Raw genomic sequence first — 22543 nt, 5'->3', positions numbered from 1 at the left:
CAATTTTTGCATATTTTTAAGATGTCAACCCCATCGTTACGGGGTTAGCTGGATGGTAATTAGTTAACGACGTTTCTTGTTTTTATGATATTTCAGCACAATCAGCGGGCAAAGTAAACGAACTTTTGCCGGATTCTAAATAGTTTTCTAGCAAGTGGATGTACAGACCATGCTTATGGTTTGGTTATAATTTTTCTAATTTTCTATAGATCCTATTGATTGGGTATATAGGCCGTTTTTTGCAGCACACCCCCGATTTCGTCTTTTATGGCAGAACAAACTCAGTCCACCGTACAGTACAACGAAGACAGTATCCGCTCACTTGATTGGCGGGAACATATCCGGCTACGTCCGGGTATGTACATTGGTAAATTAGGCGACGGAGCCGCCGCCGACGATGGGATCTATGTGCTTTTGAAAGAAACCATCGACAATTCCATCGACGAACACGTGATGGGAAACGGTAAGGTCATTGACATTAAAGTGACCGACCACCGCATTGAAGTGCGTGACTACGGCCGGGGTATTCCGCTCGGGAAGGTCGTTGAGGTAGTGTCGAAAATCAACACGGGCGGTAAGTACGATTCGGGAGCTTTCCAGAAATCGGTTGGCCTGAATGGTGTAGGAACGAAAGCCGTCAACGCCCTATCGAGTTATTTCCGCATTCAGTCATTCCGGGAAGGGAAAACCGTTTGGGCCGAGTTTGAGCGGGGCGTGCTGGTGCGGCAGGGCGAGGAAGAGACCAATCAGCGAAACGGAACGCTTTCTGTTTTTGAACCCGACGATACCGTTTTCAAAAACTACCACTATCGGGGGCAGTTCGTCTCTGATATGCTCTGGAATTACTGCTACCTGAATGCGGGGCTGATCATGAATTTCAACGGACAGAAGTTCGTTTCGCAGAATGGGTTGCTCGATCTGCTCCGGAGCAAGCATAAAGAAGATGATCTTCGGTACCCCATCATTCATTTGAAAGGGAATGATATTGAGGTAGCCTTAAGTCACGGTAGTCAGTATGGCGAAGAATACCACTCTTTCGTGAACGGACAGTATACAACCCAGGGGGGCACGCACCAGAATGCCCTGAAAGAGGCCTTTGTCAAAACGATTCGTGACCACTTTGGTAAAGATTATGACGCGTCTGACATTCGGGCCAGTATTGTGGCGGCCGTAAGTGTTCGGGTGCAGGAACCGGTGTTTGAGTCACAAACGAAAACAAAGCTCGGGTCTTTAAACATGGCCCCCGACGAGAGTGCCCCTTCGGTACGTTCGTTTGTCATGGATTTCCTGAAAGAACGGCTGGATAACTTTCTGCACATGAACGCGGGGGTAAAGGATGCCCTGAAACGCCGGATTGAGCAGTCGGAACGGGAGCGGAAAGAACTGGCGGGCATTAAGAAACTGGCCAATGAGCGGGCTAAAAAGGCCAGTCTGCATAATAAAAAGCTGCGCGACTGCCGCATACATATGTCTGATCCTAAAGCCGAAGAGCGGTTGAACACTACCTTGTTTATCACGGAGGGGGACTCCGCCAGCGGTTCGATTACCAAAAGCCGAAATGTGCAGACACAGGCCGTCTTTAGTCTGCGTGGTAAACCACTCAATTGTTTCGGCCTGACTAAAAAAGTAGTGTATGAGAACGAGGAGTTTAACCTGCTTCAACATGCGCTGGATATAGAAGAAGGGCTCGAAACGCTTCGGTATAATCGTATCGTGATTGCCACCGATGCCGACGTAGATGGTATGCATATTCGCCTGCTCATGCTGACCTTTTTCCTGCAATTCTTCCCGGATCTGGTTCGCAATGGCCACTTGTATATCCTGGAAACCCCACTGTTCCGGGTACGTAACCCTAAAAACCACAAGGAGACCGTTTACTGCTACTCGGAAGAAGAAAAGCAGAATGCAACAAATAAGTTGACGAAAGGAGGAAAGAAAGTTGAGATTACCCGCTTCAAGGGCCTGGGCGAAATCTCTCCTGACGAGTTTGGCCTCTTTATCGGGGAAGACATGCGGCTAGAGCCGGTTATCATGGAAAAAGATGCGTCAGTGCCCAAGCTATTGAGTTATTATATGGGTAAGAATACCCCTGACCGTCAGCGCTTTATAATCGACAACCTGCGTGTTGAGAAAGACGTTGAGGATGTAGCGCTGGTCTAAGTTTTAGGCGTACAAGTCATCAGTCGTCAGTCGTAAGTCGTAAGTTTGCCAATCGTTACAAGTAGGTAGTTGACCTTACGACTGACGACGCGCCGACTTACGACTTTTTTTATGACCCTCGAATCACTCCGTACTAACATTGATGCCCTCGACGACCAGGTGCTGGCTTTATTGAATCAGCGAATGGAGCTGGTGCGGCATGTTGGTGAACTAAAACGCTCTACGAATTCCATTATCTACCGGCCTGAACGCGAACGGCAGATCATTGATCGGCTGGTAACGCAGAATAGGGGACCGTTGAATGACCTGGCCATTGAGGCTATTTTTCTGGAAGTGTTTGCCGTAGCCCGTAATATGGAGTTGCCCGAGCGGGTGGCTTATCTGGGCCCTGAAGGAAGTTTCACTCATCAGTGCGCCGAGAGCCGGTTTGGTGCTTTGAGCGCCTACACCGCCTTGCCCACCATTCGGTCAGTGTTCGAAAGTGTAGAAACTGGTCGGGCACGGTTTGGCGTGGTACCTATTGAAAACAATCAGGAAGGGGTGGTCAATGAAACCATCGACCTATTAAATGAGCGGGAGATCAGTATTGCCGCCGAAGCGCAGATTCCGGTGCATTTTACCTTTGCCACGCAAACGGAAGACCTCGCGCAACTCAAATATATTTACTCGAAAGACATTGCTTTCCGGCAGTGCAGTAAATTTTTGCAGGATACCTTCGATGGGCTGAAAGTAGAATTTGTTCCGGTCGAGTCGACGTCGAAAGCGGCTAAGCTGGCCGCGCAGCAACCCAACTCCGCGGCCATCTGCTCGCACATTGCGGCTAAGCTGTTTGGTGTTCCGGTGTTATTCGATAACATCGAAGACAGTGACCTGAATCGGACCCGCTTCCTGGTCCTGGCCAAAAATTTTCAGAATCAGCCAAGCGGACAGGATAAGACAACGCTTATCGCCCGCCTCCCCGAAACAATGAAACCGGGTGTTCTGGCCACTTTCTTGCAGGAGTTCAACGAGCGTAGCATCAACATTACCAAGATCGAAAGCCGACCACTGCGTAACGGAGCAACCTTTCAGTACTGGTTTTTGCTGGAATGTGAAGGGCACGCCCAGGAACCCGCCCTCAAAGAAATTCTGACCAACCACGCCGCCGACCTCAAATGCCTCGGAAGCTATGTTCGGGTAGCGTAGCGCTGGTAGGCAATGTCGCCTTTATAGAAAATAGCGCCAGTAGGCTGCATCCCGAAACGTTGGTAAAAGGCGGCGGCGCTGAGTCGGGCATCACAACAGATAGTAGCCGCCCCCAGCCGTTTCGCTTCGCTGAAAACATGGTGGAGCAGCAACGTACCCAGCCCTTTATTTTGCTGATCGGGCCGGGTGGCAAACTTGCGGAAACGCGCCGATGAGCCGTCAACGAAGAGTGAGATAACCGCCACCAGCTCCGTGTTCAGGTATAGGCCATAATGGTGTCCCCGCTCATCCTCGTCGATCCGTACATAATCGAGCGGTTTGTCTGGCCAGAGCACAGCATGGCGAAGTGGGTACGTATCAGCCGCTGTAATTGAACAAATATGGCTAGTCATAGGTCAGGTACGTTAAATTTATAGGCAAATAGAAGCGAGCAGGTCATTTTTGCCTGCTCATATTTCAGGAAACTAACTCGTCAACATGATTGCACTGATCACGGGTGCCTCTTCGGGCATTGGCTGGGCCACTGCCGAAGCACTTGCCAAACTTAACTACCGGCTCATTCTGTGTGGCCGTCGTCAGGAAAAACTCGACGAACTAGCGGCACAGCTTGCTCCGCAGACCGACGTGTATACTGTAACGTTCGACGTCCGTGACCAGGCGTCGGTCATGGCTGCCATCGGGTTCTTACCCGACGCATGGCAGGCCATCGATGTGCTGGTAAACAATGCCGGTAATGCCTACGGAATGGCCCCCTTCCAGGAAGGCGACACTGCCGATTGGGATGCCATGATTGACGGAAATGTGCAGGGGCTGCTTTACGTTTCAAAGGCAGTTATTCCCGGTATGGTGGCCCGGCAACGGGGGCATATTGTGAACATGAGCAGTATAGCCGGTAAGCAGACGTACGCCAACGGGGCTGTTTATTGCGCCAGCAAAGCTGCAGTTGAGGCCATCAGCACCGGTATGCGATTAGACCTTACTCAATATGGAATAAAAGTGACAAATATTGCCCCGGGCGCCGTAGAAACTGATTTTTCGACCGTTCGCTTCAAAGGCGACAAGGCCCGGGCCGCCCAGGTATATGCCGGTTTCGACGCCCTGCAGGCGGCTGATATCGCCGATACGGTTGCCTATGCTGTATCAGCTCCTGCACACGTAACCATCGCCGACATCACTATTCTGGCTGCTGCTCAAGCTGCTGCTACCACCATTCACCGGAAATAAAGAAGGGTTGCTTGTGGCCTGCAAACTGCCTGCAGGCCGAATCTGGGGTCTATTCCAGGTACGTTGCCGGGCAACGTACCTAATTTTTTACTCGAATCTGGTGTGAATTTTGGGGTATTTTTCCCGCTGATGTTTCCAGCGTTTATGCGACCAAAGCCAGTTTGAGGGCTGCTTTAAAATAGAGTCGGTCAGCTTGTCGCGGTACCGTTCCAGAATCGTTCCGTAAGGTAAATTCGTGTAGGGCGGCGCTGCCAACAAGATGAACGTAGCTGTATAATAACCGCGCCGGATCCGAACCAGGTCCAGGTAGAATACAGGCAATTGCTGGCTGCGCGCCAGCCGTTCGGTTCCGGGAAAAAAGGGCGTATCGCGATTAAAAAAGGATGTCCAGTAGGCCGCTTCAGGAATGTTTGGCATCTGATCGGCTACCAGCGCAATAATTCTTGGCATAGCCCGCCGGTTGACCATCTCGCGGGGTAACCGGTTCATCGGGATCAGATGTGCTCCGAATGTGCTTCGAATCTGTTGCATCACCCGTTCAGACGCCAAATTGTGTAATGGCTTATACACGCTATCAACCGCAATGCCATTGGCAATCGTAGCGGCCGGCACCCATTCCCAGTTGCACTGGTGACCAGCCGCACCTAGTAAGGTTTGGCCTTCGCTGAGGTATTGCCGCACTTGTTCGCCATTAACAACGGTCACCCGTTTCCGCATCTCTTCGGGAGTCATTCGGGGGAGTTTGATGGTCTCTACGATCAGGTCGCAGAAGTTCCGATAAAAACCACGTGCGAGCTGACGTATATAGGCCTCCGATGCGTCGGGAAATGCATGGCGGAGATTATCTAAAACGACCTCTCGCCGGTAACGTATAACGTAAGCTACCAAAACGAATAGTAGATCGGATAAACCGTACAGGAAAAAGAATGGCAAGCGGGCTACCAGATTCAGGAACATCATAAGCCGCAAAGATAACTGATAGAGAAGCTACTGAATGACCTGGAAGACGACTCCAGCTTGGATGGCCATTGGATAAGAATTAAAAAATTTAATTACAATTTAATTTTTGATGGGCAAGTACTGCATGAGTACAAAATACTTTTGCTTGCTTTTCTTAAAAGCTGAGGTTGCTTCTGTTTACACGCTGTGTAAGTCAGCCAGCCTTAAATGGTGTGGATATAGTCGGAAAGCTATTCAGGTATCCTGAGTAGCTTTTTTTACCAATGCATGCCAGTAATACCAAGAAAGTGGCTAACCGACCTACATACATACCGTTTACTCGGTTGAATTTGAACTCTACCACTTTTTGCTTCACTTTGATTTGTTCTGAAAAAGTGATTGGTTAGCATAACAATTTTTAAAGTGAGTCTGCGTTAATCCAGTAAACTAGGAGACTAAAAAGGCTGGCCTCATCTGTAGTGAGCTGCACACCAGCCGCCTGGTTTTTGGGTAGTTGTTTTTGATATGACATACAGTAGGTAACTTATTTTACTCCAGTTGCCGATTATGTATATAGATCCTTTACAAAGGGAAGGTTGAACATCAGAGTCAGGTGCAGCGATGTACCTACTCTGTAATGGTGTGGATAGAAGCGGAAAGCCGGCGGAGTTTCTCCGACGGCTTTTTTGTGTCAATTTACTGCTTGGGATTAAATCTATAATAATTATAGACTTTGTGATAATTTTAATGAAACTATGTATTTTCGTTAGCTGTTTCAGTCGCAGTACACAACAAACCCGTTCTCATGCTTTTTGTCACCAAGCTCGGCCTCAGCCTGCTACTTTGCTTAGTTGTTACAACTGCTGGCCAGTCGACTGACGCCAGCGCAGACCGTATTGTAGGTCGTTGGCTTTTCCCGAAGAAGCAGACCTGTATAGAAATATATCGGGAGAACGGCCGCTATTTCGGTCGTATGGCCGCTATCAGCGCCAGTTGCGCTACGAGCTATGGTGATATCAACAACCGGGTTGTACTGACGAATCTGTCCTATGCCGATAATGAGTGGAAGGGAGGAACCATGATTCATCCATCGTCAGGCTCTAAATTTGATGTGGATATGCGGCTGAGCAATACCAATACGCTTGTTGCCACTGTCTATAAGGGCGTTCGCTTTATCAGCAAAGAGCTAGTGCTGACCCGGCAGCCGGTCAACTAGGTTGCTATAACCTGCTTGTAAGCCTCCTTCAACTGGTTTTCAACGGTTACCGGGCAATAGGTAGGTGATTTTGGGCTCGAACCGCCGCGGCCAGCCATGAAACCACTTATTGCTGTTGGGTTGAGTTGGCTGGCTGTATCTGGTTACGCCCTGCCGTCGCCTTGCCAACGCCCGTCATGACAGATACGTTGCCCTCCTGCCCGATGCCGTTAAAAGAAGCAGGCTCGACTGATACCACGTATCAGACCATGAATCTACGGGCCATTGCTTCATTGCTGGATATGCCTTTAAATACCGCGACGGGCACAGCTATTCATGCATAGCTGGGTTTTTTTATACCGACTAGGATAGAAATCATCTGTGCTTTAATGGAATCATGAATTCCGCTTCAGCTATCGCTAATACATCCGCTCCGGGAGGGGGACGCCTTGGTGGTACTCAGGAAAACGCATTGCCAATGTTCGGAACGGGTCATGTGATCTATTTGCAGGTGGGTTACCTATTGAAACAGGGTTTATTTGGTGCTGGTAATGGTACCTTGATGCCTTATGCTTAGGCACAAATGTCCACCTACCAACGGGTTGTCAGCACGCTGGGCGTATATAGCGTTGGGGTAAACTACTTACTAAAAGGGCACAGTAGTAAGTTAACGCTCGATTATCAGAATAGGCCGTATTATCAGGTAGCGCTCGATCATCATCGAATTGTGCCAATTGGCCGATTGGGGCAACTAACGCTTCAATACCAGGCCTTCATGTAAGCCAATACCTGAAATTTCTGAAAAACGGGAAACGAAGCTCGATTTTAGCGGTCCTCTATTGTTCAAAAAAATGAGCGTACTGTAGAACATTTAAAATTTTTAATGCTGATTTGTCATGTAACCGGTAGTAATTTAGTAGACTGAAATAAGGAACTTACTCTGAGCGAAGTGCTTAATAGGCGGCTACCTCATACAAACGTTTACTCATTTCACGCATTGACATTGCCGTTTTGCGCCATTACACCCATCGCTACCTACCACCCTACCGTATATTTGTGTAAGCACCTGCATCGTATATGTCTAAATTGTACTTTAGTAAGTTACGGGTTTATTTCATTTCACTGATACTAACGAGTGTAACGGGGGTAGTAGCAACCGCTCAGACACCGACCTATGTCGTGAGCGGGACGGTCATTGATTCCCGGTCGGGCGAAGGGGTGCCCTTTGCCAGTATTGCGTTGGTCGGGCGTAACGTTGGCGTTACGTCGGACGAAAAAGGCATATTTGTCTTAAAGACAACTCGTCTGACCGATTCGGTTTACGTGAGCTCGATGGGGTTCGGGGTAAAACGATTTGGGATCGATAAAAATAAACTCACCCAGCAAGTAGTGTTCAAGCTACCTCCTGCGGGTAAAGTGCTGCAGGAAGTAGTCGTACGCGCTGGCGAAAACCCTGCCTGGGGCATTCTGCGTAATGTGCGCAAGAATCTCGACAAAAATGACCGAAGCCGTATTCGGGCGTATGAATACGACAGCTACGCCAAAACAAGTATCTCACTCACCCATATTTCAGACAAGCTCCGAAGCAATCCGCTGATCAAAAGGGTATTGGCGGCTATGGATAAAAAAGATTCCGTCACGGATGATCTCGGCCGTAAGATGATGCCGCTGATGATGACTGAATCAGTTAGCAAGTATTACTACCGGGAATCGCCGGAACGCCGCCACGAAGATATTCTGAAGACGCGCCTGAAAGGAATGGACATTGTTGAGCCGGAAATCATCTCACAGTTTGTGGGTGGCAACGCGCTCAGTTATAACTTTTACCAGAACTACATTCGGGTATTAGGTAAAGATTTTGCTTCGCCGGTAGGGGCCGACTGGAAAGGCTGGTACTCGATGTATCTGGCCGACACAACCAAAATAGGGGAGTTTGTCTGCTACGAAATTCAGTTTGATCCGAAGAATAAACAGGATCTGTTGTTTACCGGGAAAATGTGGATCGACACCACTACGTTTGCTCTGACCATGATTGAGGCGAAAGTAGGCGCAGAGGCAAACCTGAATTACGTGCGTCGACTGGAAATTGAACAGGAACTGGAACCTGCGCTCGATTCGATAGGGACAAAAATTGGATGGATGCCGGTAGCCATGCGTACGACCGCCGAGCTGTATGGCATTGGGAAAAATTCCATTGGCGCCATGGCACAGCAGGTAACGCGCAATGGTGGATTTGTACTTAATAAACCCAAGCCGCTTGGCTTCTACGATCGAACTGTATCTGTAGCCGACACGGCCAAAACGAATACCGTGCCGATCGAAGAACTGGAAGGAGATGCTAAAGAAGATGCGATAGCTGAAGAACTATACTGGTCTAACGTACGCAAAAACCTGGGAGCAGGTGATTCATTGAGCGTTGCTGACCGAAAGGTGCAGGGGCTGATTGATACGCTCCGGGCGGTGCCGCTGGTTCGCACTACCGAAATCCTCACCCGGATTGCCACGACAGGCTGGTACCGACGCGGGCCAATCGACTGGGGGCCTTATCCATACGCTCTGGCAGTTAACAATATTGAGGGCCTTCGGTTGCGGGCCGGTTTCCGTACCAACGGTAACTTCAGTAAAGCAATGGTGCTGCGTGCCTATGCGGCCTACGGAACCGGCGATGCCCGCTTTAAGGGTGGCCTGGAATATGATTATATTCTGTCGCGCCGTAAGTGGACCATCATCGGGGCTAAGGTAGCTTATGACCTGGAACGGTTGGGCTTTACCCCTGAATTGATCAATGGGAACAAAGTGTTCTACGCCTTTAGCCGGTTCGGGCAGTATCGGGGTGGCTATTATAGCAACAGCCAGGAACTCTATTTTCGTACCGAACCGCTGAAAGGCATGATGTTTACCGCTGCCATTGGTGACCGGACGTTCATGCCAACCTTCCCCTTCCATTATCGTACGCAACCCGATCTCGATAACAATTCACCTACCCGCCCCGACTTCAATGACTCGTACTGGTCAATAGAAGCACGGCTGGCTCGTAAGGAAACGTATATCATGGATGGGAACGAGCGTATTCCGATAGCCACTAAACGTACCCCGGTTATCTGGTTGAAATACACGCATGGGCACCGGGCTTTTGGCGGTGACTTTAACTACGATCGGTATTCATTACGGGCGTTCCAGACGTTGAAATTTGGTAAACTAGGCCGTTCATCCTACGTATTGCAGGCTGGTTATACGCCCTCGCGGCTACCAGCGCCCCTGCTGTTTACCCATACCGGAAACCCGACATTCTTCTTTGCACCGAATACATTTAACCGCATGCAGTTCTATGAGTTTGTGAGCGACCGCTTTGTTACGCTTCACTGGCAGCACGGTTTCGATGGGTTTGTGTTCAACCGGCTACCCCTGATCAAGAAACTCAACTGGCGCCTGTGGGCAAATGCCGATGTGCTATGGGGAGCTCGCCGGGAGCCAAACCGGCGCGTTGATGCCCCGCAGGATGTTCGCCCGGGCGTTCGCCCCACGGTATTCGGTTCGCTGGATCCGAATATCCCTTACGTTGAAGCGGGCTACGGAATCAGCAATATCTTTAAGCTATTCCGGGTGCAGGTTGTTCATCGGCTCAACTACCTGGGGCCAGGTGTCGACCGGTTTGTGATCAAAGGCGGCATCGAGTTCAGTTTCTGAAGAAACTGTCATTTAGTTACGCTGTCATTTATGTTTCTATTGAAATACCCACTGGTGCTGGCGTCGGGGTCGCCCCGTCGTCGGCAACTACTGGCCGATACCGGTTTTGCTTTCACGATCGAGACCCGCCCCACCGACGAGGCGTTCTCTGAGACCATGCCGGTTGATGAGGTAGCTGAGTTCTTAGCCAGACAGAAAGCCGCTGAATTTGCTGCCGACCTGGGCGAACGTATTGTTCTCTGTGCTGATACAGTAGTGATACTCGACAACCAGATTCTGAACAAACCTGTTGACGCGGCTGATGCGCATCGAATGTTGCGAAGCCTGAGTGATCGGGCACATCGGGTACGCACCGGCGTTTGCCTGTTGACTCCGGAAGGCATTATGTCATTCACCGACGAGGCGACCGTTTATTTTGCCCGTCTCACAGAGGAAGAGATCGAGTATTACATCCGGGTCTGTCAGCCTTTCGACAAAGCAGGGGCTTATGGTGCGCAGGATTTCATCGGGCTTGTTGGCGTGCAGCGGCTCGAAGGGTCTTTTTATACGGTGATGGGCCTACCCACCCACCGGGTGTATCAGGCGTTACTGCCTTACCGGGCGTAGGCAACGTACCTGGGGGTTAAGCGTTATCGGCCGGATCGCCAAACAGCTTTTGTTTCAAGTCGAACGAGTGACCCGCGAAGACCATTAAAATCTGGTGCCGATGGAACGCATCCCGAATAGCCATGATCGCCTCGCTTTGCGCTGCGGCAGGGTTGGTAACTAACGGGTTAATCCAGAACCAGAGAACAAACTGGATGTTGTTGTCGCCAAAAGTCCGGTAATGCAGTTCAACCGATTGGCCGTTGGCGATAAACGGGAGGGCTTTAACGGCATCCTGCGCCACCCGTTTGGCCTTACTTAACTCATCCAGATACGAAACGCCGGCCAGTACTTCAATGCGCCGCAACCCGTTTCGGGAGTGGTTGATGATCGGCTTTTGAAAAACATCTTTGCTGGGAATTTCCACTGTTTGCCCCTGCCCATTATCCAGCACAATCGACCGGATTCTGACGTACAGCACCTTACCCGTAAACCCGTTTGTTTCAATAGTGTCGCCGACCTGAACGGGTCGTGCCAGCGCAATCATGGTACCCGAAATAAAGTTGGCTGTCAGGTCCTGAAAAGCGAAACCTACCGCCAGGGCAATGACACCTGCGCCTGCCAGCAGGGAGGTTACCGTCTTCTCGAGCCCCAGAATACCGAGGGCCATGAATAAACCTATGGCTACTATAATTACCCGAACTACCGAACCCGTGAGACTGGCCAGCGATTGATTGGTGCTCACCCGATTCAGGCCGACACGTACCCACCGACTAATCCACCGGGCCACGAAAATGGCTACTGTTAAAACAAGTAACGAAAGGGCTAAGCGGGGAATAAGCCGGACCCCGTATCGGGCCCATCCGGTTAGTTCTGTCGTGAGTAATGAGATGATTTTCGAAAAGTCCATAGTCCAAAGGTCGGGACTACAGGCTCAAACAGCCTGATTACGCCTGTTTTCCGCCTAACCGGTCCAGGCTCTATGGCATTCGTGACAGAAGATAAAGCGGTTCAAAACCTTATACAAATAGGATTAATTTCAGCTAAAGTAGACCAATCGTGTTCATCCCGTGAAGCTGTTACACGCATTTTTTTACAGGGGCTTGCCCAACTTTCTCTTGTTTACAGTTGAAAATGGTGCGAAATTTGTGATCCGCGTTGTCAATACACATGCCGAATCGTCTGTTACATCGTTTTTTAACCCTCTCCTTAGCCGGGCTGCTACTGCTGCTTCACAGCGGAATTGGCCCGTCGATGCGTGCGGTTGAGCGACCCGTAAAGGCAACAACATCGGCCAGGAAAGCCCAGAAAGCGGGAGAGCAAAAAGAGGCGGCTGTTATAAAGGCAGCTCTCGACGAAGCGGTGGTGTCTCCGGCGCTATCGTTCGATTTCTCGCAGGTAACGTACCTGTTGTTTGCCAATGACATTCGGCTGCTAACGCTAGACCGACCGCTTCTGCGTCGGGTATTTGACGTTCCTGACTTCTATTCGTCGTATCTGCGACAGGTCTTCGGCCACCTCATTGCGCCGAATGCACCATAAGGCGTTTCAAGTCTCAAGTTTCAGGTTTCAAGTGCTACGCTAATTAGCCGCATGGTTGATTAGCGTAGCACTTGAAACCTGAAACTTGAGACTTGAAACGCCTTTTTCTTTCGTTTTCATTCAATCCTTAATTCGTAACATCATGCAAAACAGAACCGTCGTTTTGGTTCTGACAGGTATAATAGCAGTGCTTTGCCTCTATTACCTGTCGTTTACCTTTGTCTCGCGTAGTATTAAAAAGGACGCCGAGCAGTACGCTACCAGCAAAGGCGAGGTAGATATCAAGAAGAAGCAACATTATATTGATTCGCTTTGGAAGCAGCCTGTTTATTTGGGCAATACACTTCAGGAAGTAACTGAACGTGAGCTTGGCCTGGGTCTCGACCTTCAGGGTGGTATGCACGTAGTATTGGAAGTGTCGCCGGGTGAAGTGCTGCGCGGACTCGCAGGCAATACCCGCGACCCTCAATTCAACGAGGCTATCAAACGAGCTACAGCAGATCAGCAAACCAGCCAGTCGAGCTTCGTTGACCTGTTTGTCAACAACTACAAAGAACTGGTTCCAGGTGCTAAACTGGCCAGCGTATTTGCTACCAGCGCAAACCGGGCCCGTATCAACTACCAGACGTCAGATGCCGAGGTGAAGCGTTTCCTGAACGATGAGGTAAGCGGTGCCATCGACCGGTCATTCCGGGTTATCCAGGCGCGGGTTGATAAATTCGGGGTAACCAACCCGAACGTACAACGCCTGCCAGGTACTGGCCGTATCCTGATCGAACTGCCGGGTGTTGATAATCCAGATCGTATCCGTCGTCTGTTGACAGGCGCTGCCAAGCTGGAGTTCACGGAAGTATACAAGCTGAACGAAATTTCACCGGGTCTGGAAGCGCTGGGTACGTACCTGGCCAAAGCAGAAGCCGAACGTAAACTGGCGGCTACCAAAGCTAAACCAACGGCTACTGTATCAGGCACGGCCAGTTCAGGCGATCTGGCGGCTCAGTTGGGTGGCGCCAAGAAGGTGGCCACAGCTGATACGGCTAAAACACAGGCTGACTCAGCTCAGACACAGGCCGCACTCACGAACCTGTTCGTCCCCATTGCGCAAGACCAACTGGCCGTTGATTTGAAAGACACTGCGCGGGCCAACGCCATTTTTAACGACCCGGAGGTGCGGGCCGTATTCCCTAATGACCTGGTATTTGCCTGGGATCGTAAGGCTACAGAGATTCCAGCGCAGGGCACTACGCCACGCCGTGAACTGCTGCCCTTGTATTTCGTGAAGAAAACGGGTGGTAAAGCACCACTGGAAGGCAGCGTGATTTCTGATGCCGGTAACGATTATGACGAGCGGGGACGGCCAGAAGTGACCATGCGGATGAACGCAGAAGGGGCTAAAAAATGGCGTGCACTCACGGCTGCCAACGTAAACCGTCCGGTAGCGATCCTGCTGGATGGGCTGGTATACACGGCGCCAAACGTACAGAACGAAATCCCGAATGGTAGCTCTAGCATCACAGGTAACTTCACCGTTGAAGAAACCAAGGATATGGCCAACGTGCTGAAAGCTGGTAAGCTGGATGCACCCGCTAACATTGTTGAAGAAAATATCGTGGGGGCTACCCTGGGTTCACAGGCTATTCAGGCGGGTATTGTTTCGTCGCTGGTGGGTCTGCTGATCGTACTGGTATTCGTTGCGCTGTACTACAACCGCGCCGGTCTGATCGCCGACGTTACGCTGTTTGTCAACCTGTTTTTCCTGATGGGCGTGATGGCGGCTGTGCCAGGTACCGTACTGACCATGCCCGGTATTGCCGGTATCGTGCTGACCATCGGTATGTCGGTTGACGCCAACGTACTAATCTACGAACGGATAAAAGAAGAACTCGAGCTGGGCAAACCCTTGCGGCAAGCCATTTCTGACGGATTCAAGAACGCGCTGTCATCCATTCTTGACTCGAACGTAACCACTTTCCTGACAGGTATTATTCTGTTCCTGTTCGGTACGGGTCTGATCAAAGGTTTCGCTACGACGCTGATCATCGGTATCCTGACGTCGCTGTTTGCCGCGTTGCTGATCACCCGACTGATGATTGAAGCCTACGTAAGCAATGGTCGTACACTGAGCTTCACCTCGTCATGGGCGAAGAACCTGTTCAAAGGATCTGATTTTGATTTCGTATCGCACCGTCGGACGTACTACATCATCTCATCGGCCATTATCATTGCCGGTATTGTGTCGGTGCTGTTTAAAGGCTTCGGACTGGGTGTCGACTTCAAAGGTGGCCGGTCTTATGTGATCAAGTTTGAACAGCCAATCACAACCGATCAGGTACGTGCCGCAGCGGCCCCTGCGTTGGGGGGCATCGAACCCGAAGTGAAAACATATGGTGGCGCCGGGATCAATTCTGATCAGGTGAAAATGACCACTAGCTACGCTATCGACAACACCGCTCCTGACGCGGATAAGCAGGTTGCCGAGGCGGTGCTGAAAGGGTTGTCAAGTATTAGTGGGAATAAAGCAACCATCGAAAGCTCGCAGAAAGTAGGGCCAACCATTGCTAAAGACCTGATCTACTCGGCCATCTGGTCCATTTTGCTGGCAGTGGCCGTTGTATTCGGCTACATCCTGATTCGATTCAAACGACTGGCCTTTGGCTATGGTGCGGTGGTGGCCCTGTTCCACGACGTGTTGATCATCCTGGCCATTTTCTCAATTGGTAATGGCTTGCTGCCTTTCTCGCTCGACATTGACCAGGCCTTTGTAGGGGCCCTGCTGACGATCATGGGTTACTCGATGAACGATACCGTTGTGGTCTTTGACCGGGTGCGTGAATACCTGAATGAGAATAAAGGCAAGAAAGAAGGCATTGCCACGATCATTAACAATGCCCTGAACAGCACCCTGAGCCGCACGGCAGTAACGGGTCTGTCGACTATGCTGGTACTGTTGGTGCTGTTTATCTTCGGCGGCGCGACCATTCGTGGTTTCTCGTTCGCTATGCTGATCGGGGTAATCGTAGGTACGTACTCGTCGCTGTTTGTAGCTACGCCTATCGTGGTTGATACACTGAGCAAAGATGTGCTGGACGCCGACAAGCCCGCATCGGCAGCGGCTCCCAAAACTGGTTACAGCGCCATTCCGGCCGACTTTACCGATAAAGAAGTGGCAACGCCCGACGAGTTCTCGCAGACAGCTGCTGCCAAAGAAAAGAAAGTGAAGACGCCGCTGATCAAGCCTTCACAGAAATAAACTGAATTGTACCAAAAAGCCGAATGAGGTCTGACCTTATTCGGCTTTTTACACGTAGATATGTGTAAAGTCGGTATCTTTCTGCTACAATTGCCAATTAATACTTCACAGAAAGCTTAAATCACCAAACTTTATTTTCCTGCATGGAAACAGAAACTAACTATTCCGATACCACCAGCGTCTGGCGCCGTAAGCCCATGTACCTCTATGAGCGGGACATGAAAAAAAGCGAATTGAAGCGGGTGCTGGGTAAGTGGAGCCTGACAGCCATCGGTATCGGAGCCATTATTGGTGGCGGTATCTTCGTGTTGACAGGTACAGCGGCACATTACCATGCTGGCCCGGCTTTAGCGCTTTCGTTTGTCATTGCTGGTATTGGCTGTATTTTCGCTGCCCTCTGTTATGCCGAGTTCGCCGCCATGCTCCCTGTTGAAGGGTCGGCCTATGCGTATGCCTACGGTACAATTGGTGAGTTGTTTGCCTGGGCCATTGGCTGGGGGCTGATTCTGGAATACGCTATGGGCGCTATGACCGTGGCCGTTAGCTGGTCGGGGTATTTCAATAAGCTCGTTCATTTGTTTGGGTTCGACATACCATTCTGGTTACGTAATGACCCTGTTTCTGCTGCCAAATATGCTACCGACAACGGGCTGGCGGCACCAGGGTTTGCCTTTAACCTACCTGCTTTCATTATTGTATGGGTTGTGACAGCCGTACTGGTTCGGGGTATTAAAGAAGCGGCAGGAGCCAACAACATCATTGTCCTGTTGAAAGTAGCTGCCGTATTATTCGTGATCATCGTTGGGGTGTTCTCGGTTGTTCCAGCAAACTGGGAGCCGTTCATTCCGGCCGAACGAATCATCACGGGCGAAACCGGTGAGCCACACGCGGCCTACGGCTGGGGTGGTATCGTATCGGGTGCTTCGGCCATCTTCTTTGCCTACATCGGATTCGACGCCGTATCGACGCAGGCGGGTGAAGCGATCAATCCACGTCGGGATATGCCCTTCGCCATTGTCACATCGCTGCTGGTTTGTACCATTCTATACATCGCCGTTTCACTGGTGCTGACGGGTATGATCAACTACAACGAAATCGTGGGCGACGCACTGAAAGCACCCGTTGCGGCTGCTTTTGAAAAAGCAGGTAAGCCCTGGGCCGTATTTATTATTACGGCGGCAGCCACGGCCGGTCTCATCTCGGTCATGTTGGTGATGATGCTGGGCCAGACCCGTATTTTCCTGGGAATGGCAAAAGACGGCTTGCTGCCTAACTTCTTCCGCGTGATTCACCCTACGTTGAAAACGCCACACAAGAGCACCCTGCTTGTTGGCCTGATCGTGTCTATTGTGGCCGCCTTTACGCCAATCAGTATCCTGGGCGATATGTGTTCATTCGGTACACTGTTTGCCTTTGCCATGGTTTGTCTGGCTGTGCTTCTGCTGCGTCGCCGTGAGCCAGAGCGTGACCGGCCATTCCGTGCACCGGCCTTGTCTGTTATTGCGCCACTGGGTATGATCACCAACCTGTACTTGATTGTCAATCTAAGCAAGGATGCACAGATAGCTGCATTTATCTGGCTGTTGCTGGGGCTAGTTGTCTATTTCCTGTACGGTCGCCGCAATAGCAATCTGAACGATTTGTAAGCATTCTTTTTCTGCTAAAAAGCGCAGGCCAGGGCCAAAAGCTCTGATCCTGCGCTTTTTTTTGTTGCCGCGTGTTTCGTTATGTACTCTTACCCGGTAAAAGTTAATAGACTTTATGCTCTTCACATCGCTCAATCCCTACACCGGTGAGCCATTCGCTACCTACCAGACGCACACCGCCACACAGACCGACCAGCGTCTGGCTACTGCCCTCCAGGCGTTTACCGATTGGTCGAACCGGTCGTTTGCACACCGGGCCGGCCTGTTTCGCCAACTGGCCGCTGTCCTTCGGAAGAAACAGGATGAGCTGGCGCTGTTGATAACCAATGAAATGGGTAAAACACTAGCTGAAGCGCAGGCTGAGGTTGAGAAATGCGCGGGGCAGTGTGTTTATTATGCCGACCACGCCGAAGCTATGTTGACACCCGAAGGCATTGAGACCGAGGCGCAGTATAGCGGGGTCAGCTATGAACCCGCTGGTGTTGTGCTGGCCATTATGCCCTGGAATTTTCCGTTCTGGCAGGTCTTTCGCTACGCTGCACCGGCACTCATGGCAGGCAACGTAACCCTGCTTAAACCCGCACCGAACGTACCTGGCTGTGGGGTAGCTATTGAGCAGGCTTTTCGGGAAGCCGGTTTTCCGGAAGGAGTGATGAGCTGCTTACTGGTCGACGTACCTGAATTGAAATCAGTAATTGCGGATGATCGGATTGGTATGATCACCCTCACGGGCAGCGAGCGCGCCGGTACGTCGGTGGCGGCCCTGGCTGGTGCAAACGTGAGAAAATGCGTGTTAGAGCTTGGCGGCTCTGACCCACTGATCGTGCTGGCCGATGCTGATCTGGAAGCGGCCGCGAAGGCAGCCGTTACGTCGCGCATGGGCAATGCCGGTCAGGTATGTATTGCGGCCAAACGCTGGCTAGTTGAAGCCCCGGTTGCCGATGCGTTTACACACCGGGTTGCTGAACTGATCCGGGCAATTAAACAGGGTAACCCACTTGATGCGACCATACAAATGGGGCCAATTGCCCGCCTGGACCTGGCCGATACACTGCATCGTCAGGTGGCAACGGCGCAGCAGCAGGGGGCTGTTTTGCTGGTTGGCGGCCAGCGTAACGGTACGGCTTTTGCCCCCACGTTAGTTACGAATGTGCGCCCCGACAATATTCTTTTTCAAGAAGAAACGTTTGGTCCTGTTGCGGTTATCACAACCGTCAATGACGCCGACGAAGCGGTTCGACTGGCCAATGATTCGCGTTATGGATTGAGTGCTGCCATCTGGACCGCCGATACGCATCGGGCAACGTACCTGGCTCGTCAGTTACGGGCAGGTAGCGTGTTTGTTAACGCCGTAGTGCGATCAGACAGCCGCTTACCGATTGGTGGAGTTAAAAAATCGGGTTTTGGCCGCGAGTTGGGCTCTGTAGGAATTCGTGAGTTCTGTGTGACAAAAACGACTTATATAGCGTAGAATTGGCTAGTATTGTAGCCAACTCACGCTACCCCATGCGCTTATCAATCGTTAGCCTCGCTGCTCTCCTTTCCTTTTGCAGCATCCACTCCTTATATGCCCAAAGTGGCGATGGTACTGTTCGCGGTGGCCTTGATGTTTTCGCGGGCGGTGTATTTGCCGATTACACACCCATCAATGCAGTACTAACCGCTAACGGCTACAATCCTGTAAAGCGACGGAGCGCTAGTTTCGGCGTTGGCGGGGCTCTTTGTGGGCCTTTAACCGGAAAATTGCCTGTACGTGTCGGTCTCCAGGCCATACTGAGTCAGAACGATAACATAGCCGGGGATAACCGTACGTCAATCAGTAGCCTGAACATGCAATTTGCCCTTGAAGTGGGGGTAGTCAATAAAGGCCCTTTTGTGGCCGGTCCGCTGATCGGCGTTGGCGTCTTAACATCGACGATCGATGCTTCAAAAGATAATAAGGTGGGAAGTTTCAACGGCTACGTATCAGGAAATGCCCAGGCTATCTCGCTCAATCACTTAACTTTCCCGCTTATCTTCGGAGGGCGGCTCTGGGTACGTATAAAAAATAGCACGACCAGGCAATACAAACGGCAAGGCTTTGCGCTGTCGGGTGGGTATCTGTTGCCATTGGATGGGCAAAACTGGTATTGGGCCAACAACGTGGCCCTGCCCAATGGGCCGAATCAGAATACGGGAAGCTGGTTTTTACAGATCGGCTTTGGTGTGCGTTGACCTGGCTTTGCACTATTTGTTAGATAAAGGGTCGTTTCTGCGGCGTAGCTTTGCAGAATAATGACAATACAAGCACTTTTCGGGTATGCGGCAGCGGTGTTGGTAGGGCTGGTCATCGGCCTGGCTGGTGGGGGAGGGAGCATTCTGACGGTGCCTATTTTCGTCTATATCTTCGGCATCCCAACCATGTTGGCTACGTCCTACTCGCTGTTTGTCGTAGGCACAACCTCCCTGGTCGGATCGATCAATCATATCTGGAAAAAGCGCGTCGATCTACGTGTGACGGGAGCCTTTGCGGCCCCGTCATTCATTTCGGTTTACCTAAGCCGCCGGTATGTAGTGCCCGCACTGCCCGATCCGCTAGTGCGTCTGGGCAGCCTGAACGTACCTAAGAGCGACGCCATTCTTTTTTTCTTTGCCATTAGTATGGTGCTGGCCGCGCGTGCCATGATTCGTGACAAACGGCCTAGTCAGGGCATTGCCGCCGATGGGCGACCGCGCTACGGTACATTGGCGCTCGATGGCCTGGCCGTGGGTTTGCTAACGGGCATTATTGGCGCCGGTGGCGGTTTTCTGATCGTTCCCATGCTGGTTTTGCTGGCTGGTTTACCCGTGCAGCGGGCCGTTGCCACCTCCGTACTGATCATCGCTGTTAACTCGTTTATCGGCTTTCTGGGCGATATACAGCATACCCATCTAAACTGGGTCTTTCTATTGCCCTTCACGGCCCTATCGATAGTTGGTATATTCATTGGTATGTATCTGGCCAGGTACGTCCCGCCACATACGCTCCGTAAAGGCTTTGGCTGGTTCGTATTGACAGTGGCCACCTACATGATCCTGCGGGAATTGTTGTGAAATTCCTGTAGGATCAGGTAGGTGACGGACCCAAAGAGGTGATAATCGCGTTCAAAAAGTGAAGAGCAGGTACGTTAAGAAAACGATTTATGATTGTTGAACAACTGTATACCGGTTGCCTGGCGCAGGGAGCCTATTATATTGAAAGTGAAGGCGAAGCGGCCATTATTGATCCATTACGCGAAACAACGCCTTATGTGCGGAAAGCGGCTAAAGCAGGGGCGAAGATCAAATATATTTTCGAGACTCATTTTCATGCCGATTTCGTGTCAGGCCACCTGGATCTTGCTCAGAAAACAGGGGCGACAATTGTCTACGGCCCAAACGCTAACACTGCCTACGAAACGCATAAATCTACTGACGGGGAAGTATTTAAATTAGGCTCTGTCTGGATCAAGGCGCTGCATACGCCCGGGCATACGCTCGAATCGACAACGTATCTGCTGATGGATGAGACGGGTAAAGAGTATGCCATTTTTACAGGCGATACCCTGTTCATTGGCGATGTGGGCCGGCCCGATCTAGCTATCAAGGGCGATCTGACCGAACGGGATCTGGCTGGGATGCTGTACGACAGTCTGCACACCAAAATAATGCCCCTGGCCGATGAGGTGATCGTATATCCGGCACACGGAGCCGGGTCTGCCTGTGGTAAAAACATGAGCAAAGAGACAACCGATACCCTCGGCAATCAGAAAATGTTCAATTATGCGCTTCGGGCTAAATCGAAAGAGGAATTCATTGATCAGGTACTTGAAGGGCTGAGTAAGGCGCCCGCCTATTTTGCGCAGAATGCCCGGCTGAATAAAGAAGGGTATGAGCCCATCGATCAGGTGATGCAACGCGGCTCGCAGGCACTGACTCCGGCCGCGTTTGAGGCGGCTGTCAACGAAACAGGAGCGGTTATGCTCGACGTTCGTGAAGCGGTTGATTTTGCGCGCGGCTTTATTCCCAACAGCATTAATATTGGTTTGAACGGACAGTTTGCACCTTGGGTAGGTGCCCTGATTCCTGACCTCAAGCAACCCATTGCCCTGATAACGCCTGTTGGCGAAGAGCGCGAGACTATTGTTCGGCTGGCGCGTGTGGGGTATGATCAGTGCATCGGGTATCTGGCGGGCGGTTTCCTGGCCTGGGAGCAGGCAGAAAAAGAGACGGACACCATACGCTCAATAACAGCTGAAACGTTTGCCGGTGAACTGAAGAAGCAACCCAATGCCTTTGTCGTCGATGTGCGCAAACCGGTTGAATTTGACCCGGAACACGTTCAGGGGGCCGAAAATCTGCCGCTGGATACGTTAAACGAACACCTGGCCCAGATTCCCCGCCACGAAACGGTATACGTTCACTGTGCAGGTGGCTACCGGTCAATGGTGGCTAACTCAATTCTGAAAGCCCGGGGTTTCGACCAGATCGTGAATGTAGACGGAGGTATGGCTGCTATCAAGAAAACGGACGTACCTGTTGTGGCGACCCGTTCCGTGGATCAATGAGAATGGCCGGGATTTTCGTCCATACCAAGTCGGGGCAAAGGCGGGTTCAGCAGTTTTGGCAACACTTTCACCCGGAAAACGCGGGCCCCGCCAACGTCGAAATCGCAACTGTAATAGCCCCGTTCCTTTACGCCTCGGTACACCGCCGTGTAATTCACTTTAGCAGGCCAGCCATTCATTGCCAGTTCACCAGTGATGGCGTCAACTGCTTTGCGTAGGTTAGAGAAGAACACGACAGTGGGGTCGCGCTGACGAACTGCGTTGAGCGAACCAACGGGCAAAACGGTCACTTCATAGATCGTGAGGGCCTGGCTGCGCATGGACGAATGAAAGAGGGCTAGACGTTGAACTGACGAATTTTTGCGAAAAATAACGAATCCATCCGGTTGCCTGCAACCGCAGAACGTACCCAGGCCCGCTAATCTGCATGATTGACGGGCCTTTTCACTAAATATGACCAGTCGGATAGGCCTGGATTGCCGATGTCTATGGGCAATCATTACCGCGTCTGCCTGACAGTAATCAGCCGGGTTTTGCTCCTTTGTAGGTAAACGAATAGCCAGTT

The 22543-nt window shown here is 51.2% G+C and carries 19 protein-coding genes; 15 read left to right on the top strand and 4 right to left on the bottom strand.

The window, feature by feature from the left end; translation table 11 throughout:
* Nucleotides 1-267: 267 nt before the first annotated feature.
* On the top strand, nt 268-2160 hold the full coding sequence (locus tag ACAW75_RS05655) for a DNA topoisomerase IV subunit B (protein WP_370727713.1): 1893 nt from the start codon (nt 268-270) through the stop codon (nt 2158-2160).
* Nucleotides 2161-2271: 111 nt separating this feature from the next.
* Entirely contained in the window at nt 2272-3345 is a 1074-nt protein-coding gene (gene pheA, locus ACAW75_RS05650) for a prephenate dehydratase (protein ID WP_370727712.1), read from the top strand.
* On the opposite strand, the gene ACAW75_RS05645 is transcribed toward pheA, so the two are convergent.
* Nucleotides 3327-3737, bottom strand: coding sequence for a GNAT family N-acetyltransferase (locus ACAW75_RS05645; protein WP_370727711.1), 411 nt, complete (start codon nt 3735-3737; stop codon nt 3327-3329). The two genes, pheA and ACAW75_RS05645, sit on opposite strands and share 19 nt — an antisense overlap.
* An 85-nt stretch (nt 3738-3822) precedes the next feature.
* Between ACAW75_RS05645 and ACAW75_RS05640 the strand changes: the two genes are divergently transcribed.
* Entirely contained in the window at nt 3823-4569 is a 747-nt protein-coding gene (locus ACAW75_RS05640) for an SDR family NAD(P)-dependent oxidoreductase (RefSeq protein WP_370727710.1), read from the top strand.
* A gap of 87 nt (nt 4570-4656) precedes the next feature.
* Here the strand turns inward: ACAW75_RS05640 and ACAW75_RS05635 are convergent, their stop codons facing one another.
* Nucleotides 4657-5529 (bottom strand): lysophospholipid acyltransferase family protein, encoded by an 873-nt coding sequence (locus ACAW75_RS05635; protein ID WP_370727709.1) that lies wholly within the window; start codon nt 5527-5529, stop codon nt 4657-4659.
* A gap of 784 nt (nt 5530-6313) precedes the next feature.
* On the opposite strand from ACAW75_RS05635, the gene ACAW75_RS05630 reads away from it, so the two are divergent.
* The 5 genes from ACAW75_RS05630 to ACAW75_RS05610 all read left to right on the top strand — a co-directional run bounded on the left by ACAW75_RS05630 (nt 6314) and on the right by ACAW75_RS05610 (nt 10996).
* Nucleotides 6314-6724 (top strand): DUF2147 domain-containing protein, encoded by a 411-nt coding sequence (locus ACAW75_RS05630; protein WP_370727708.1) that lies wholly within the window; start codon nt 6314-6316, stop codon nt 6722-6724.
* 176 nt (nt 6725-6900) lie between these two features.
* Nucleotides 6901-7047: a hypothetical protein gene (locus ACAW75_RS05625; RefSeq protein ID WP_370727707.1), complete on the top strand. Its 147-nt coding sequence runs from the start codon at nt 6901-6903 to the stop codon at nt 7045-7047.
* A gap of 239 nt (nt 7048-7286) precedes the next feature.
* The gene (locus ACAW75_RS05620) at nt 7287-7484 is read left to right on the top strand and encodes a hypothetical protein (RefSeq protein WP_370727706.1); all 198 of its coding nucleotides are present in this window, start codon (nt 7287-7289) and stop codon (nt 7482-7484) included.
* A 296-nt stretch (nt 7485-7780) separates the two neighbouring features.
* The gene (locus ACAW75_RS05615; protein WP_370727705.1) at nt 7781-10390 is read left to right on the top strand and encodes a DUF5686 and carboxypeptidase-like regulatory domain-containing protein; all 2610 of its coding nucleotides are present in this window, start codon (nt 7781-7783) and stop codon (nt 10388-10390) included.
* A gap of 30 nt (nt 10391-10420) precedes the next feature.
* Nucleotides 10421-10996, top strand: a complete 576-nt coding sequence (locus ACAW75_RS05610; protein ID WP_370727704.1) for a Maf family protein — start codon at nt 10421-10423, stop codon at nt 10994-10996.
* Between the two features lie 16 nt (nt 10997-11012).
* Here the strand turns inward: ACAW75_RS05610 and ACAW75_RS05605 are convergent, their stop codons facing one another.
* Nucleotides 11013-11885, bottom strand: a complete 873-nt coding sequence (locus ACAW75_RS05605; RefSeq protein ID WP_370727703.1) for a mechanosensitive ion channel family protein — start codon at nt 11883-11885, stop codon at nt 11013-11015.
* Between the two features lie 260 nt (nt 11886-12145).
* On the opposite strand from ACAW75_RS05605, the gene ACAW75_RS05600 reads away from it, so the two are divergent.
* The 7 genes from ACAW75_RS05600 to ACAW75_RS05570 all read left to right on the top strand — a co-directional run bounded on the left by ACAW75_RS05600 (nt 12146) and on the right by ACAW75_RS05570 (nt 21978).
* Nucleotides 12146-12517, top strand: a complete 372-nt coding sequence (locus ACAW75_RS05600) for a hypothetical protein (protein WP_370727702.1) — start codon at nt 12146-12148, stop codon at nt 12515-12517.
* 142 nt (nt 12518-12659) lie between these two features.
* On the top strand, nt 12660-15767 hold the full coding sequence (gene secDF / locus ACAW75_RS05595; RefSeq protein WP_370727701.1) for a protein translocase subunit SecDF: 3108 nt from the start codon (nt 12660-12662) through the stop codon (nt 15765-15767).
* A 143-nt stretch (nt 15768-15910) separates the two neighbouring features.
* Nucleotides 15911-17413 carry an APC family permease gene (locus ACAW75_RS05590; RefSeq protein WP_370727700.1) on the top strand — a complete coding sequence of 501 codons (1503 nt, stop codon included), beginning with the start codon at nt 15911-15913 and terminating at the stop codon, nt 17411-17413.
* A gap of 115 nt (nt 17414-17528) precedes the next feature.
* A complete protein-coding gene (locus ACAW75_RS05585; protein ID WP_370727699.1) occupies nt 17529-18884 on the top strand; it encodes an NAD-dependent succinate-semialdehyde dehydrogenase in 1356 nt (451 codons plus the stop codon).
* Between the two features lie 35 nt (nt 18885-18919).
* Nucleotides 18920-19627: a hypothetical protein gene (locus ACAW75_RS05580; protein ID WP_370727698.1), complete on the top strand. Its 708-nt coding sequence runs from the start codon at nt 18920-18922 to the stop codon at nt 19625-19627.
* A gap of 60 nt (nt 19628-19687) precedes the next feature.
* Nucleotides 19688-20485 carry a sulfite exporter TauE/SafE family protein gene (locus ACAW75_RS05575; protein ID WP_370727697.1) on the top strand — a complete coding sequence of 266 codons (798 nt, stop codon included), beginning with the start codon at nt 19688-19690 and terminating at the stop codon, nt 20483-20485.
* Nucleotides 20486-20574: 89 nt separating this feature from the next.
* Nucleotides 20575-21978: an MBL fold metallo-hydrolase gene (locus ACAW75_RS05570; RefSeq protein WP_370727696.1), complete on the top strand. Its 1404-nt coding sequence runs from the start codon at nt 20575-20577 to the stop codon at nt 21976-21978.
* On the opposite strand, the gene ACAW75_RS05565 is transcribed toward ACAW75_RS05570, so the two are convergent.
* The gene (locus ACAW75_RS05565; protein ID WP_370727695.1) at nt 21972-22298 is read right to left on the bottom strand and encodes a hypothetical protein; all 327 of its coding nucleotides are present in this window, start codon (nt 22296-22298) and stop codon (nt 21972-21974) included. The two genes, ACAW75_RS05570 and ACAW75_RS05565, sit on opposite strands and share 7 nt — an antisense overlap.
* Between the last annotated feature and the right edge of the window lie 245 nt (nt 22299-22543).

The organism is Fibrella arboris, assembly GCF_041321095.1.
GTDB lineage: Bacteria > Bacteroidota > Bacteroidia > Cytophagales > Spirosomataceae > Fibrella > Fibrella arboris.
Note: the sequence above shows the minus strand (reverse complement) of the source record. Positions and strands in the feature narration are given on the sequence as shown.